Annotated in this window: 10 protein-coding genes, 1 tRNA gene and 2 pseudogenes; 9 read left to right on the top strand and 4 right to left on the bottom strand. The window is 57.7% G+C overall.

All coding sequences use genetic code 11. The features are described from left to right. The first annotated feature begins 178 nt into the window (after positions 1–178). Positions 179–475 carry a hypothetical protein gene (locus G7Y31_RS05180; RefSeq protein WP_165010523.1) on the top strand — a complete coding sequence of 99 codons (297 nt, stop codon included), beginning with the start codon at positions 179–181 and terminating at the stop codon, positions 473–475. 68 nt (positions 476–543) lie between these two features. Continuing rightward, positions 544–1,182 (top strand): hypothetical protein, encoded by a 639-nt coding sequence (locus tag G7Y31_RS05175; protein WP_165010525.1) that lies wholly within the window; start codon positions 544–546, stop codon positions 1,180–1,182. Between the two features lie 72 nt (positions 1,183–1,254). On the opposite strand, the gene G7Y31_RS05170 is transcribed toward G7Y31_RS05175, so the two are convergent. Continuing rightward, the gene (locus G7Y31_RS05170; protein WP_165010527.1) at positions 1,255–1,686 is read right to left on the bottom strand and encodes a hypothetical protein; all 432 of its coding nucleotides are present in this window, start codon (positions 1,684–1,686) and stop codon (positions 1,255–1,257) included. Between the two features lie 24 nt (positions 1,687–1,710). Next, positions 1,711–2,312, bottom strand: a pseudogene (locus G7Y31_RS12070) (fructosamine kinase family protein); the annotation flags it as partial. 190 nt (positions 2,313–2,502) lie between these two features. On the opposite strand from G7Y31_RS12070, the gene G7Y31_RS05160 reads away from it, so the two are divergent. The 4 genes and pseudogenes from G7Y31_RS05160 to G7Y31_RS12065 all read left to right on the top strand — a co-directional run bounded on the left by G7Y31_RS05160 (position 2,503) and on the right by G7Y31_RS12065 (position 11,530). Beyond that, a complete protein-coding gene (locus G7Y31_RS05160; RefSeq protein WP_425321656.1) occupies positions 2,503–4,332 on the top strand; it encodes an ATP-binding protein in 1,830 nt (609 codons plus the stop codon). Positions 4,333–4,399: 67 nt separating this feature from the next. After that, a pseudogene (locus G7Y31_RS05155) lies at positions 4,400–9,372 on the top strand (DEAD/DEAH box helicase). A 226-nt stretch (positions 9,373–9,598) separates the two neighbouring features. Beyond that, the gene (locus tag G7Y31_RS05150) at positions 9,599–10,912 is read left to right on the top strand and encodes an AAA family ATPase (protein ID WP_165010531.1); all 1,314 of its coding nucleotides are present in this window, start codon (positions 9,599–9,601) and stop codon (positions 10,910–10,912) included. 6 nt (positions 10,913–10,918) lie between these two features. Next, positions 10,919–11,530, top strand: coding sequence for an RloB family protein (locus G7Y31_RS12065; RefSeq protein WP_425321655.1), 612 nt, complete (start codon positions 10,919–10,921; stop codon positions 11,528–11,530). A gap of 138 nt (positions 11,531–11,668) precedes the next feature. Here the strand turns inward: G7Y31_RS12065 and G7Y31_RS05140 are convergent, their stop codons facing one another. Next, positions 11,669–11,851: a hypothetical protein gene (locus G7Y31_RS05140; protein ID WP_165010535.1), complete on the bottom strand. Its 183-nt coding sequence runs from the start codon at positions 11,849–11,851 to the stop codon at positions 11,669–11,671. Between the two features lie 487 nt (positions 11,852–12,338). Between G7Y31_RS05140 and G7Y31_RS05135 the strand changes: the two genes are divergently transcribed. The 3 genes from G7Y31_RS05135 (at position 12,339) to G7Y31_RS05125 (ending at position 14,923) form a co-directional block, all read left to right on the top strand. Beyond that, positions 12,339–13,046, top strand: coding sequence for an NADPH-dependent F420 reductase (locus G7Y31_RS05135; RefSeq protein WP_165010537.1), 708 nt, complete (start codon positions 12,339–12,341; stop codon positions 13,044–13,046). 392 nt (positions 13,047–13,438) lie between these two features. Next, positions 13,439–13,744, top strand: coding sequence for a transposase (locus tag G7Y31_RS05130; protein WP_165010539.1), 306 nt, complete (start codon positions 13,439–13,441; stop codon positions 13,742–13,744). A gap of 624 nt (positions 13,745–14,368) precedes the next feature. Continuing rightward, complete coding sequence (locus G7Y31_RS05125) at positions 14,369–14,923, top strand: DUF6518 family protein (RefSeq protein WP_165010541.1); 555 nt, start codon at positions 14,369–14,371, stop codon at positions 14,921–14,923. A gap of 75 nt (positions 14,924–14,998) precedes the next feature. Here G7Y31_RS05125 and G7Y31_RS05120 read toward each other — a convergent pair. Then, positions 14,999–15,071, bottom strand: a tRNA-Glu gene (locus G7Y31_RS05120). Positions 15,072–15,277 lie beyond the last annotated feature (206 nt).

Below are 15,277 nucleotides of genomic sequence, written 5' to 3'. Positions count from 1 at the left end.
ACGGCCCCCAAGTTACCTCCCCACGCCTCTCTAACACGCGGTCCCCAAGTCGCCTCTCCGCACTCCTCTGACACTGGGCCCAGCCGCGCCCCGCGCAACCCCTATTGAAAATCAACTGGAAATCGGGTTTAATGAAAATGTACTGAAAACACACAGGACATACCCCTAAGGAGTTTCCATGAGCACCCACACCATCCACGAGTCCCACACGCACGCCCACGGCGAGGGCTGCGGCCATGTCGCCATCCCCCACGGTGACCACACCGACTACCTCCACGATGGCCACATCCACCGCGAGCACGAAGGCCACTGGGACGAGTGTGAATCCACCGAGCACATCACCTCCGAAGATCACGCTGGGCACACCCACGGCGAAGGCTGCGGCCACGTCGCCATCCCCCATGGCGACCACACGGACTACCTGCATGATGGCCACCGCCACGCCGCCCACGGCGATCACTACGACGAGCACTAAACTCCCAACCTCCCGCCCCGCCAGGAACCTGCTGCGCTGGGGCGGGTTTGTTGTTTAAGCTAGCGGCTATGACTATTTCCCGCGCCTGTGCCGCGCTTGCCCTGACCTGCCTAGCCGCCTCTGCCTCTGCGTGCGGTTCCCCGACGCAGCTTGCCGATGCCCCCTCCACCCCAACCCCGCCATCCAGTTCCCCGACTTCCCCCACCCTGGCTTCCAGCGCCGCCACCCGCCCTGCGCCGCACCCGGTGAGGGGCACGACGGTGGGGTCTGAGGGGGCATCGGCAAGCTCACGCATGGCAGTGACAACGGTGACCACCACGGCAACGGTGGCCCCCGCGCCAGAACCACAACCGCCTGCGGTGAGCTTGCACGAGTCCATCATCAGCCAAATTTCTGCCCACCCGCAAGCCGGCGCGACCATCATGATCGGCGATGAGGCCACCACATCCTGCCTGGTGGGAAACGGCTACGGCATCACCCTGGCCGCAGCCAACCAGAACACGTCCTGCGAATTTGCCATTGCCGTGACCGCACAGCTGACCAGCGGGGTCAACCCCACCCAGGAAAACGTGCGCCAGACACTTCCGCGCACCATCACCGCCTCTAGCCCCGTCACCGGCGGCGAATACTCCATGGCATGCACCGTCGACGCCAACCAGCTCATCACTTGCGCCGGCGGCAACCAGGCGCGGGTCTACCTGTACTAACAGCGCCCCGTAATCTGGCATGTGCCAGGTATCGGGGCGCTTTGTCATTCTTTTTCCACCAGGGTTTCTGGATTACCAGTACCCGTAGGGACCGATCTGCGGGTGGGTCATGTCGTGGCTCACGCGAGCGCGCAGGTCGGGGTTGACCAACAGACAGGCGGCGGCCCCGAGGAAGCGGGCACCGCCCATGGGAAGCGAGGACGTGGCGGTACGCGCGCACTGGTCCATCTCCCCGAAGGCGCCTGGATAGTTGTGTCCAGTGTCCATGGAGTAAATGGAAGCAGCCATGAATGCACCTTGGTCCTGCTGCAAAGTGGCCACGGAGCTGTTGAGGGTGCGGCACAGAATTTGGCCTAGCGGGTCCGGGGCGCAAGCGTCGTCATAGGCCTGCGAGGAGAAATTCGGGGTCAGCTCAACTGCTTGCGCCGCGGAGGGGGCCAGGCCGCCAACTACTAGTGCGGCAGCCGCCGCGATTACTACTTGAATGCTACGAAATTTTGCCATGCGGTTGATTGTGTCACACTAATCTCAGTCGCGCAGGCGTTTTGGGGAAATCTTTTCAATCGTCGCTGCCGCGGCCCGCTCCAGATCGCGGTAATACGCTGGTCCGTGCGTTAAAGCATGGACGGCCAGCGGGTGTAATTGGTGCATGGGCAGCCTGCTCAATGTCTGCCGGGGCACCGTAACCATCCAGGAATTCTGCTAAATACGGCACCCCAAACAGGGCCAGCATCCCCCAGTCGGTGTGCGGGTGCCCGCCGTGGGCCGCCGGGTCAATCATGACTGCCCCGCCAGCGCCGAAGAGAACATTGCCCGCCCACAGGTCACACCATGGATGCGCGCCGGTTCTCCACGTCCCAGTCACGGCCCGCGATTAACTCACAGGCCCGTTCCACTGTGTCTAGACACCGCGCGGATACCCCGGCTGCTCGCACGAAGGGCAACACGCGTTGCGTGGCATAAAACTCGCCCCATGAGTCCGTGGGCACACAGTCCTGTTCAATCCTTCCGATGTAATTCCTGCCCTCCCACCCTGCCGGCGGCGCCCCGAAGGCTGGCGCCCCGGCGTTGTGCATCTGCCGCAGGTGCTGGCCAAATTTTCTTGCCGATGCCCCCGTTGGGCGCACCGTCACCACCTTCCGCGGCACACTCTCCACTGGGTTCGACACTATATCTCCCAAAATGAACGTATAATATGTATTCATGAGACAAACACGCGTTGTGCAATTGATTGAATTACTGCGGCAGAACCCGCAGGCGGAACACACGGTGGCGGCGTTTCCGGTACGCAATGGCCTGCCAGAGGGGATCGAGGAAACGGTGGCGGCCTTCGCCAACATGCCTGAAGGCGGCACCCTCCTACTTGGTATTACACAGGATAGCGACACCTACACCGTCACTGGCGTGAGCTACCCGGAGGAGGTGCCTGCGGCGCTAGCCACAGCGGTGCGCAGCACCATCGTTCCAGCACCGCAGTTAGGGGAAGTCACCACAGTTATCGTGGAAGATAAGGCTGTGGTCGCGTGCACCATTCCCCCGCAAAGTAAAGAATCCAAACCTTTCCGCATCGGGGCCCAAGGCCCGGCATTTATCCGCAGTGCAGCCGGTAATTTCCGGCTGAGCTTCGAAGAAGAACACTTTTTGAAGGATAGTGCCGCCACCATCAGTGCGGACCGCGCGCCAGTCCTCGCCGCACAGGTGGATAAAGACTTGGATGAAGAACTGCTTGAGCGCTATCTCAACCGACAAATTGCCTCTTCCATCCGTTTGCGCAAAGCTAGCAAGGAAGAGCAGCTGCTGCGTACCAATGTCCTTGCGGATGAAGAGGGCCATCCCACAGTCGCCGCTCTCTACGCGCTGGGTAAGCACCCCCAGCAGTTCCTGCCACATTTGGGGCTCAGTGTGGCAGCAAAGGCCCCTGTGAAGGGTTCGTCGCAGCTTCGTGCCACCGATGCTCGGCGCCTGTCCGGTCCCCTCCCGGACTTGCTGGACCAGGGCATGAAGTGGATTAACCAACATGTAGCGTCAACGATCACGTTGCGCTATGGCGATAACAAGGACTTCCCGGAGCTGCCGCCTTCAGCTGTGCGCGAAGTGTTGACTAATGCCCTTATTCACCGCGATTTGTCTGCCGCCAGCGTGGGCCGGCTCACTGAGGTGCTTAAGCTGCCGGAGCAGCTACTCATCACCAATCCGGGTGGCCTGTGGGGTCTTAGCACCAGTGCGCTGGGTAAGGTAGGTTCGCGTCCACGCAATCCGATTCTCTACAGCATGTGTATGGCCGTGGCTACGGAAGACGGCAAGCTCGTGGTGGACAACCCTGCCTCCGGTGTTCCGTCCACGCGCCAGGCATTCCAGGGCGTGTACTCTACTCCCCCGGAGTTTACGGATGGCGTGGTGAGTTTCCAGGTAGCACTAACCTCCGCTTCTGAGTTCACTTCTGAGCAGCTAAGATGGCTGGCCACCCTTCCGGGTGCCAAGTCGCTGTCGGCTACCCAACAGCAGGCTTTGTTGACCATGCGTGAGGAAGGCGAGCTCACTAACCGTCAGTTCCGCGAGCAGGTCTCTATCGATTCCGCTCAGGCTCGCACGGAGTTGCAGGATCTGGTCTCTGCAGGCTTGGCAGAAGTGGTAGGCGCCGGCCGTGCCACGGCGTACCGTCTTGCGTCTGCCGATTCCCCCTCCCCCACCCCGCAGCAGACCCGACCGATAGCGGGAGAGCCACTGCAGCGTTCCCGGCGTACTGGCTTTGCTACTGCTCCCCGGCCGGAATTCAAGTCCGCGACGAGCACTCAACCTACAACCAGTTCCGCTAGCCCAACTCGCATGGCGAGCCTGGGAAATACGCCTGGCGCTGCTGCTACCCCCAACCCTGCACATTCCGCCAGCCCAGTAAGTACAAACAGTTCGCAGCCGCGACGGACCCGCAAACGGTCCGCATACATCTCCACGGAAGATAAACGCCGAATTATCATTGAGACTTTGCGCAATGCCGGTAAGCCACTGTCTAAGAGTGAGCTTCTCCAAGCCTCTTCGCTCTCCTTCGGACAACTCACGCCAATTCTTTCCGCGTTGATCAAAGGCGATGTGATCAAGATGGAAGATCCCTTCCCACGTTCTCGCAATCAGCGCTACATGCTGGCGGACTAAGACCCGCGGTGGCGCGCGCGTGCCCCATGTGACCTGGCCTAGTCTTAGGGCTGGCAGAATATGGGGCATGTCTAAGTTCTCTGAGGTCCTTGAGCAGCTGCGTGATAATCAGCCGCAGGGCAAGTATGGTGTTGCGTTTGAGAAGTTGATGGTCAATTACTTCCGCACGGACCCTACTTTGTCTGCTGAGTATGACCAGGTGTTTCGGTGGGTGGATTGGCCGTATAACAGCGGCCGGGCGGATACCGGCATTGACCTGGTAGCCCGCCGGGCTGAGGACCAGTCCTGGACGGCGATTCAGTGCAAGTTCTACCAACCGACCACCTCTATCCAGAAGTCCCACCTGGATTCCTTCTTCGAAGCCTCCGGCCACTCCTTCGATACCGAAGAAGGAACGCAACACTTTGCCCACCGCCTGGTGATCTCCACAACGGATCGCTGGTCGGCGAACGCTGAGGCCGCGCTGGCCGATCAGATTATCCCGACCAACCGTATTGGCTTGGCCTCGATTGCAGAGTCCCCAATTGACTGGGATGTGGCTTTTCCGGGCTCCGAGATCCAGATCAATCTATCGAAGCGGGAAACATTTAGCCCTCGCCCGCATCAGCAGGCCGCGATTGATGCCGCGATGAAAGGTTTTGAGGCTCATGGTCGCGGCAAGCTGGTGATGGCCTGCGGTACGGGCAAGACTTTTACCGCCCTGCGCCTGGCAGAAAAACTCGCCCAAACCCAAGGCGGGCGCGCCCGCGTACTGTTCCTGGTGCCCTCCATTGCACTGCTGTCGCAGACGTTGAAGGAGTGGACTGCCCAGGCCCAGGTGGACCTTCGTGCCTATGCAGTGTGTTCGGATACCAAGGTGGGCAAGAAGGCCGAGGATATTGCCTCCTATGACTTGGAGGTGCCGGTGTCGACCACGGGTGCTGATATTGCCGAGCGGATGAACCAGGGTGGTAAGCGCTTTAAGGGTCTGCATGTGGTGTTTTCGACCTACCAGTCCCTCCCTGCTGTCCATGACGCCCAGGCTGCTGGCCTGGATGAGTTTGATGTGGTGATTTGCGATGAAGCCCACCGCACCACGGGTGTGACCCTAGATGGTGGGGATGCCTCCAACTTTGTGCGGATTCACGACGCTGACTACATCCGGGCGGCGCGGCGCCTGTATATGACTGCGACGCCACGGTTGTACGACGAGACGGTGAAGTCGAAGGCGGAGGCACATTCGGCAGAGATTGCGTCGATGGATGATGAAGCCATCTATGGCCCGGAGTTTCACCGCCTGGGCTTCGGCGAGGCCGTGGAGGCCGGTCTGCTGACTGATTACAAGGTGTTGGTGATGACGGTGGATGAGGACGTCACCGCCGGTGCGATGGCAGAGATGGGCGAGCACAGCCTGAATCTGTCGTTGGCCTCGTCGATGATTGGTGCGTGGAACGGTCTGGCCAAGCGTTCCGGTAAAGAACAGGGCACGAAGTCTGGTTTTGAGATCGATGCGGTGCCGATGCGCCGTAGCGTGGCGTTCGCCAAGGACATCAAGACCTCGAAGGAGATTGCTGCTAGCTATCCTGAGCTGATTAGTGTGTACCAAAACACGCTGCGTCAGGCGGCGGCTCTGACGGATGTCAGCTTGCTCAATGTTGGCTTGGAGGCGTCCTGTCAGCATGTGGATGGCGGGATGAATGCCATGGAGCGTAATGGGAAGATCTCCTGGCTCGAATCCGACATCACCGGTGAGCAAACCAGAATCCTCACCAACGCCCGTTGCCTCTCCGAAGGCGTGGATGTGCCGGCGTTGGATGCAGTAATCTTCTTCAACCCGCGTAATTCCATGGTGGATGTGGTCCAGTCTGTGGGGCGTGTGATGCGTAAGTCTGAGGGTAAAGACTACGGCTACATCATCCTGCCGGTGGCTGTGCCGCCGAACGTCTCCCCCTCAGAAGCACTGCAGGATAATGCGCGGTTTAAGGTGGTCTGGCAGATTCTCAACGCACTGCGCGCCCATGATGACCGTTTTAACGCCACCGTTAACGCCCTGGCGTTAAACGACAATAACCGGGAGAGCTTGCCTATTGAGGCAGTCCATGTCCCCGACCACCGCAAAGCCCTGGAAAAGGCAGAGCGCACCGGTGCCGATACCAATGCTGACGACCAGGAGATGGCCGAACAAATCGCCCTATTCTCCCTGGAGAAATGGCAGGAAGCCATCTACACCAAGCTGGTGGACAAGGTCGGAACGCGTACGTACTGGGAGGATTGGGCTGATGATGTCGCCTCCATCGCCCAGGCCCAAATCACCCGCATTACCGCCCTGGTGGACAACGCTTCCCCGCAATTACGCGCCGAGTTCGAGGCCTTCGTGGAAGGCCTACGCGGCAACCTCAATGATTCCATTACCGAGGCTGAAGCCATCAGCATGCTCTCCCAGCATTTGATTACTGCCCCGGTGTTCAACGCCTTGTTTAGCGACTACGACTTTGCCGCCCACAACCCGGTGGCTCAGGTGATGCAACGCATGGCCGATGCCCTAGCTGATGCCAACCTGGAATCCGAAACGGAACCGCTGGAAGCGTTTTACGCCACGGTACGCAAACGCGCCCAGGCAGTGACCAGTGCTGCGGGTAAGCAGCAGGTGATTAAGGACCTGTATGAGCGGTTCTTCCAAAAGGCGTTTAAGAAGCAGGCCGATGCCCTCGGCATTGTCTACACGCCGGTGGAGATCGTGGACTTTATCCTGCGTGCCGCCAATGACCTGTCGGTGAGGCACTTCGGCAAGGGGCTGACTGATGAGGGTGTGTGTATCCTCGACCCCTTTGCCGGGACCTCCACATTTTTGGTGCGCCTACTACAATCCGGGCTAATCAAACCAGAGGACATGGCGCGTAAGTACGCCAGCGAGCTCTTTGCTACTGAGATCATGCTGCTGGCTTACTATGTCTCCTGCGCGAATATCGAAATTGCGTTCAACTCGTTTATCGCAGAAAATGACAGCCCCCCCCCGGAACTGCAGAACAGCCAGCGTATGTTCCGTTTAGCGGCATAGCTCTAGCAGACACGTTCCAGATCCATGAAGACGGTGACATCCTGGATCTGACAGTGTTTAAGAACAATAATGAACGCATCGAGCGGCAGAAGGCTACCCCGATTAACGTCATTATCGGCAACCCACCCTATTCCGCGGGCCAGTCCAGCGCCAATGATCTCAATGCGAACATGAAGTACCCCACCCTGGATGGGCGGATTGCACAAACGTATGCGGCGAAGTCCACCGCGACGAACAAGAACTCCCTCTACGATTCTTATCTGCGGGCCTTCCGTTGGGCCACCGACCGAATTCAGGACCAAGGCATCGTCGCCTTCGTGTCCAACAATGGGTGGCTTGACGGCAACACAGGTGACGGTATTCGGCTGTCCATGGCAGAGGACTTCACCGATGTCTACGTGCTGAACCTAAGAGGTAATTCCCGCATGGCCGGTGAGCAGGCGAAGAAGGAAGGTGGCAACGTCTTCGACATCCGCGTGGGTGTGAGTATCTTCCTAGGAGTTAAAGACCCCGCAAAGACTGGCTTTAACATTCACTATTACGGGTTGCCGGACTACGCCACCAGGCAAGACAAGCTCAACTTCGCCGCGACCAGCACACCATCCGCTATCGAGTGGCAGACCATCACCCCCAACGAACAGGGCGATTGGCTGAACCAACGCACTGCCGACTTCGCCACCTGGCCCGTCATCGGGGAGAAGAAGGGCAACTCCACCACATTCTTCACCACGTTCTCTCGCGGTTTGTCTACGGCACGCGATGCGTGGGCCTACGCTCAGACCACCGACAAGCTCCTCAACCACATGAGCGCTCTCACCGATACTTACTCGAAAGCCACCGAGGGATTGCAGGCCTGGTTGCAGAACCTAGAGATCGTCAAACCCACAGAGGCTGACGTTACTCAGTTCTTGCTGCAGCATCCTGAGTTCGCAGACACCACCAAAATCTCGTGGAACCGAACGCTGAAGAACCTCTCCGCTAAGAACACCACCATCGTGGTAGACCCGGACCGGGTATACCGGTCTCTCTATCGGCCATTTACTGGTTCATTCGTGTATTTCGATGCACCATTGAACGACATGACTTATAAATTGCCGTCGATGTTCCCGACCCCGCAGCACACCAACATCGGGTTTGAAGTGATGGCACCGCGCGAAGGCGTTAACTTCTCGGTTTTGGCAACGAACCTCATGCCGGACTTGTCCTTCTTCACCTACACTGCCCAGTTCTTTCCGCGGTTTACCTGGGAACCTGCCGAGGGTGGGGATGATGGTGCGTTGTTTGGGCAGGGCATCGGCAAGCTGGGTGCAGGTGAGGCCAGTGCCTATGGTGAGATTGGTGAGGTGGTGGACGGCTACGTGCGTGTGGACAACATCACCGACGAGATTAAGGCGCTGTACAGGGAAGCGCTCGGCGTCGATATTACTGGCGATGATATCTTTCATTTCGTCTACGGCAAGCTGCATGACCCGGCTTATCGGGAGGCGTATGCCGCGGATTTGAAGAAGATGCTGCCGCACATTGAGACCCCGGCTACGCGTGAGGAGTTCGAGAAGTTCGCGGCTGCTGGTGCCAAGCTCATGGCCCTGCACGTGAGCTACGAGGATGCCCAGCCGTGGCCGTTGACGCTGGATGTGCGCGGTGATGAGAACGACCGGGAGACCTGGCGCGTGACCAAGATGGCCTGGGCGAAGAAGAAAGACTCTGAGACCGGCAAGTCTGTCAATGATGTGACTACGTTGAAGTACAACAAGCGGGTGACCATCAGTGATATTCCGGAGGAAGCAGACCGGTACATGCTGGGTGCGCGCTCTGCGGTGGCGTGGCTGATTGACCGCTACCAGGTCAAGACCGATAAGGCCTCCGGGATTGTCAACGACCCGAACGACTGGGCCGATGAGGTGGGCAACCCGCGCTACATCGTGGACCTGGTGGGCAAGGTCGTGCGCGTGGCGATGGAGACCGTGGCGATTGTGGATGGGCTGGAGAACGGCGTGGAGTAGGGCGTCTAGGACCTCGGACAGTCGCTTTAGGTAACGACGTCTATCAAAGCCTTAGCCGCCCAGATTCCCTGGGGATCCTGCGCGACAGTCTTGGCTTGGGTCCCCATGGCCTGCGGAACGCGCATTACTCCACATCTGCGGGCATTCGACACCCCAGCTTGAAGCTCTCGGGGGTAATTCTGCACAAGATGTGCAGAATTGAGTGGTAAACGTTTAGGATTGGCCTATGTTGCTTTCGCTTACGGTGGAGAACTACCGCTCTTTTGGAGATGAATTCGTCCTGGACATGCAAAGGCGTGAGTTCAAGACGCTTCGTCCTAGTAAGGGTGAGTCGTGGCAATCTCAGACTTTACGTCGCGCTGCGCTGCTGGGCCCCAACGCCGCAGGCAAGTCCAACGCTTTGAAGCCGCTGCACCTTCTGAAGCATGCTGTCGAGCATTCATTAAGCAATCCTGCGGCTCTCAAGGCGCTCTATGATCCACACAAGCAGCGCATGGGAGAACCGGCTTCATTTCGCGTTGAGTTTGTCCAGGATGACATTCGCTATCTGTGGTTCTTGGAATTAGACGCCACAGGCATTCTCCGAGAGGAACTTGATGCCCTGGTCAGCTCTCGCTGGTCAAAGGCTTTCCGCAGGCACGGAAGTAACGTAGAGTTTGGCCAGAACATGAAGATTCCAAGTGCGTCGAAAGAGAATATTCGCGCCTTTATGCGCCCCACTGCCCTAGTTCTCAGCGCGTGGACAACCATCAAAGATAGGGGTCGACTATCGGGTGCGACGGAATGGTGGGCAAAGGTTCTTCCGCTTATTGAGAACAGCGACACAGATCGGGCCGATAGGCACCGGTGGACCATTGAGCTTTCGCAAAAACTTCCATCATTGCTAAAGACGCTAAGCCAGACGATTCGTGCAGCTGATGTGGGAGTGCAACGACTTAGTATTCACGAGCAGGCGCCGGATTCCGTAGCGAAGTTTGTGGTGGACTTTGGTGCGGAACCTGACCAGATGCCGTTGGTGGAACGCATCGATCCCGCTGATGTTGAGGAGCTCTTCAAGTACTTCATATTTCACCATTCAGCCCGCGACGGTAGTTTCGAGCTGCCTGAGTCGGAAGAGTCAGAGGGCACGCGTGCCTGGATCGACCTGGCCACACCGGCGTTGTACGCCATTGCCATTGGCGGAATTCTTTCCGTCGATGAGCTTGATAGTTCCCTGCACCCTTTTTTAGTCCGTGAAATTATCGGCTTATTTGCTGATACTGAGCTGAATTCTCTCGGTGCGCAGTTGTTGTTTAGCACGCATGATTCGACGTTGTTGGGCCGGCATCCGGAGGAACCAATGGAGCGTAGTGAATTGTGGGTCGTCGAAAAGACAGATTCGGAGTCTCAACTGATCGCACTCGACGAGTTCCCCACCCGTCCAAACCACAATTTGGAGAAGCAATACCTGCAAGGAGCATTCGGCGCGGTCCCACTTTCTCACACGATTTCCATGGCGAATGCCATCGAAGAGCTCCGGAAATCCATAGCACAGGACTGATAGATTATGGTCAGCATTAAGTCGCGCAGGAGAAGATCGCAAGGGTCTCGCCCGATGAAGCCTGCAGTCCTCATCGTATGTCAGGGTCGTAATAATGTGACTGAATCAGAGTATTTCAAGCAGTTGAAGCGTCACCATCGAATGGGATCCCTGCAGATCATTAGTGAGTCAGATTCCTCACCGGAGAAGATTGTCCCTGCTACAAGCAGGGTACGGCAACATGATAAGAACGCTCCTTTTGCGCGCGTCTTCTACGTCGTGGATGTTGATGACTCTACACGTACTCAGTTTGATCAAGGATTCCAGCAGGCGCGACAGGCGTCGACTAGGAACACTGCTTGTAGCTTCGTAGTTTCTAACGAGTCTTTTGATGCGTGGCTTCTCGCGTACTTTGAGGATATACGAGGGAGGACAATTCCAAGGGATTCGGTGTCGGAAAAACTCAAGAACCTTGGCATGCTTTCAGGGACATCGGGGAAGAATATCGACCCGAAGTTCCCGTTTTCCAAGCATGACGACGCTCGAAAGAGCATTGACATCATAGAATTCAACCAGGTTGGTGAGTCTACAGCTAGCGCTGTGCCAAACCTGTTAGATGAGCTTTTCGTGCTACTTTGAGGCGAAGCTATTCTCATTCTTTGGCTCATCTGAGCTGCGATTCGGCAGTCACGCGGGGTAGGGACGCCTGGGGGTCAGTCAGTTGGCGCCCGGGCTTCCCCGTAGGGAAAATTGGGGACTATCCGTAGTTGCCACAGCCTACAGCCCGAGCTCCTCCTTCACACGCTGCTTGTTTTCTTCCGTATTGGCATCAAGGCCTGTCAAGACCTCTTCAATGTCTTCGTCCGTGGGGACTACCTTGAGCCCGTGAAGATACTTTAACTCAATGAACTGAATTGCCTTATCTACCGGCGTTGCGTGGGGATCCAGAAAAGCCTTCATTGTCTGCACTTCCTTATGCGTGAGCGCGCCCTATATCTGGGACGCTTCATAACTTTAGGTCCAACCCTACACAACTTACCCCCGCTTACTCGCTTACCCAGGGCTCATGGCTGATCTACATCAGCAGCGGGAGCGCAATCGAGGCGACGACAATGTGCAGGACGAGGCCTAGGACAACCTTGGCCTTCCAGGTGACGTGACTGTGGGAATGAGCTAGTTAATCTCAAAGCACGAAAGCCCTCACGGAAGCCCACGAGCCCCGGAAGTGGCAGCTGCCAAGCTTCGTGCGTCAGCAGGCCCCCAATAGCTACGGCAAATGCCAGCAACGCTTCCACGTCCAATGGTGTACTGCGCTCCCCCTCATTCTTGAGTCTGAACCGACCCCGGGACCTGAGCAGGGTGGGGCCGGGGAATAGATTGAGGGCCGCGACGGGTTGCAACCGGCGGAAGACACGTAGCGTGAAACGACGACGATAGGGAGAAACCCATGGAAAAAATCGGCATCATCGGCAGTGGATCTATCGGCGAGGCGGTTGCTCGGCTGGCAGTACGCGCTGGTATCTCCGTGACCATTGCTAATTCGCGTGGCCCAGAGTCCCTGCAGGAACTGGTCCAGGAGCTTGGCCACGGAGTACACGCAGGCACAGTGCAGGAAGCCGCCGGGTATGCAGACGTGGTAGTTCTGGCTGTTCCACTGGCTGCGTATCCATCTCTGCCGGTGGACGCGCTGCGCGGCAAGCTGGTGATATCGACGGGAAATTACTACCCACACCGCGATGGGCGCATTGCACAGTTGGACTCCTTGGAGAAAACCACCGCCGAATACGAGCAGTCCTTGCTGCCAGGGGTGACTATTGTCAAGGCCTTTAATAACATCATCTTCCACCACATTCCAGCACTCGCCCACGGCGAGCCCCGCACTGCCCTGCCACTATTTGGCGACGATGCCGCTGCAAAAGAAAAGGCAGCACGCCTGGTGCAGGCCCTTGGGTTCGACACCGTGGACGGCGGCGGCATGGACGTCTCCTGGAGAGCTGAGCCCGAATCTGGCGGCTACACGCAGACTTATGCCGCAGACAAAGAGGGCTTTGCCGCGAACTATCTCAACGACCCCGGTCGGCCGGTCAGTGCCGAGGAGCTCCGGGATGTCCTGGCCAATTCGCAGCGTGCCGATGTAGCTGCACGGCAGTTCTAGCCGCGGCCCATTGGCCGGGTTTAAACCTAAGCAGGGAGCGTGAACTGCCCTGGCCAGTTGCCTTCGTTAATGTATTTCGCTACGCGAAGAATTCGAAGCAGCTTCATTGCAGTGCTCCCATTGCTGCACGGCGGGCTCAAGGACAATTGTGAAACGCCTAATCTCGGGGCTGCTCACACCAACAGCGTCTCCACAAGACCAGGCGTCTAGGCACACGCTGAAATACGCGCCGGTCCCTTTTCAGGAAGGTGCAATCTTACTGGACCACCCAGTAAAGTGAGGCCAACCCATGCTTACCCGATCAGTAATCCTGCTGGCACCAGGGCTAAACCCCCCTTGGAGTGGACATGGGCTAACCCCAGTTTCTAGCCGGAGAAAGGTACTGTGTGACCATGCCCCGTAAGACGTATTCTGAGCAGTTCAAGCGCGATGCTGTCGCGGTCTACGAGAACTCTATGGAAGGGACCTTCAATTCCATCGCTGCAGATCTTGGTATTAACCGAAATTCCCTAGCGAACTGGGTCGACAAGTACGGCACTGGCAAACGCGCTCGTCGTAGCCGTGAGCAAGCCCATGCCCAGCAAGTCAGTGATGCTGAACGGATCCGGCAGCTGGAAAAGAAGCTGGCCATCGCCGAAGAAGAACGCGATATCTTGCGCAAGGCCACCGTATATTTCACCAAGGAGATGAACTCGTAATCCGCTCCAAGCTCATCGATGACCACACCCACCGATATTCGGTAAAGCGGACGTGTCAGGTGCCCGACGTACACCGTTCGTCGTACTACGCATGGAAGAAGGCCAAGCCGAAGCGAACGAGACCGTGGCGATTGGGGATGAGCTTGAGGTAGCGAGGAACAGCGCAGCTGGGCTGAGAGCACCGCGGTGATGCGGGCTGGAAACAAACCGGGGCCCAATAGCCTTTCCCGGTGGCAACCAGCGAGCAATACCCCATCACCGCAAGGAAAACATGAAGACTGTAGAAATCACTGCCAGCGAATCGCTTTCGGCCCGGCGACCGTAGACGGTGGGGGTGGGACGCTACCCGGTACGGAGACTCTGTGCCCAGGGACCGCAATCGTGAAGGCTTTCGATTATATTGTTGAGCACCACTTCGCGTTACTGGTGCGTGTCACAGCTGAGCTTGACTTCTTCTAAAAGTTTTTTTATACTAAAAATCCGAAGCAGTTCCACGGCATCCATCACATGACTGCACAAGCACAAGGACCAAACATGAAACGCTTAATCACGGGACTGCTAACCAGGCCACTATCCAGCAAATGTAACGCATACTGGTCCACCCAGTAAGGCCGGATTCTCCCGATGCGTACCCGATCCCTGATTCTGCTGTGCACCTTCACAAGCGTCGGCTACGCCCTTGCACATCTGTCCACTGAGGACATGCGTGAGGGACATGCTGAAAGCCTCATGTTTATCAGCAGCGTCGTGGGCAATGTGCTGGGCGCCGGGATCCTGTGGGCGGCGTGCGCTTTCTTTGCCGGAAAACTCTACGCAAGGAGTGCACCCGCCGCTATCTGCAGCACCATGACGCTCCTTACCATGCTGGCCGTGCACTACAGCCTGCTGTTCGCCCTCGGCGTCTACCAGGGCTACGTTTTCTTTAACAACTGGCTATGGTTTGTAGCTGCTTGCTTGGCAGGCCCCCTACTCGGGTTGGTAGGAAGCTGGTCCCGCAATCAACCTCGGTGGAACATGATCCTGCCCATCGGAATGATCCTCGAAGCACTACTCTATCAACTGGTAAACCTGGCTAGCCCGCTTCTCCGGCAGACGCACAAAGCTGAACTGCTGGTTGGCTTCGTCATGCTTGCCGCGGGGATTACGCTCCTGACCATCCAGGTTCGGCGCCGCCGGTAGCTGGTCCCCCATTTTTGGCCATTAGGCCCGTTAGTGAAAACCAGAAAAGCCGCCATCAGGCGGTTCTTCTGTTTGTACCCCGTACGGGATTTGAACCCGTGTTACCGGCGTGAGAGGCCGGCGTCCTAGGCCGCTAGACGAACGGGGCATGTTGTCGCGTTGCGGACCTGATAAGACTAAACCAGAGGCTTATTGATTGACAAATCACCTGCTCAAGGCATGAGTTATCCCGGGCAACAGCTGGAGGCGCTCCGTGTATATCGTGTTCTCGCGGTGCGGATCGAATCAGTGGTTATTCCGCGGTGTCCCTGTGGGGACTGGGAGGGATATGTAGAGCGTGTATGTAAAGGGGGT

The sequence above is a fragment of the Corynebacterium lizhenjunii genome, assembly GCF_011038655.2.
GTDB classification, from domain to species: domain Bacteria; phylum Actinomycetota; class Actinomycetes; order Mycobacteriales; family Mycobacteriaceae; genus Corynebacterium; species Corynebacterium lizhenjunii.
The sequence above is the reverse complement of the archived record's forward strand: the minus strand, read 5'-3'. Positions and strand labels throughout refer to the sequence as shown.

Coding starts and splice junctions, on each gene's coding strand:
- G7Y31_RS12065 (WP_425321655.1), top strand. CDS start 10,919: ATGGTCAGCATTAAGTCGCGCAGGAGAAGATCGCAAGGGTCTCGCCCG.
- G7Y31_RS05175 (WP_165010525.1), top strand. CDS start 544: ATGACTATTTCCCGCGCCTGTGCCGCGCTTGCCCTGACCTGCCTAGCC.
- G7Y31_RS05180 (WP_165010523.1), top strand. CDS start 179: ATGAGCACCCACACCATCCACGAGTCCCACACGCACGCCCACGGCGAG.
- G7Y31_RS05140 (WP_165010535.1), bottom strand. CDS start 11,851: ATGAAGGCTTTTCTGGATCCCCACGCAACGCCGGTAGATAAGGCAATT.
- G7Y31_RS05125 (WP_165010541.1), top strand. CDS start 14,369: ATGCGTACCCGATCCCTGATTCTGCTGTGCACCTTCACAAGCGTCGGC.
- G7Y31_RS05150 (WP_165010531.1), top strand. CDS start 9,599: ATGTTGCTTTCGCTTACGGTGGAGAACTACCGCTCTTTTGGAGATGAA.
- G7Y31_RS05170 (WP_165010527.1), bottom strand. CDS start 1,686: ATGGCAAAATTTCGTAGCATTCAAGTAGTAATCGCGGCGGCTGCCGCA.
- G7Y31_RS05135 (WP_165010537.1), top strand. CDS start 12,339: ATGGAAAAAATCGGCATCATCGGCAGTGGATCTATCGGCGAGGCGGTT.
- G7Y31_RS05130 (WP_165010539.1), top strand. CDS start 13,439: ATGCCCCGTAAGACGTATTCTGAGCAGTTCAAGCGCGATGCTGTCGCG.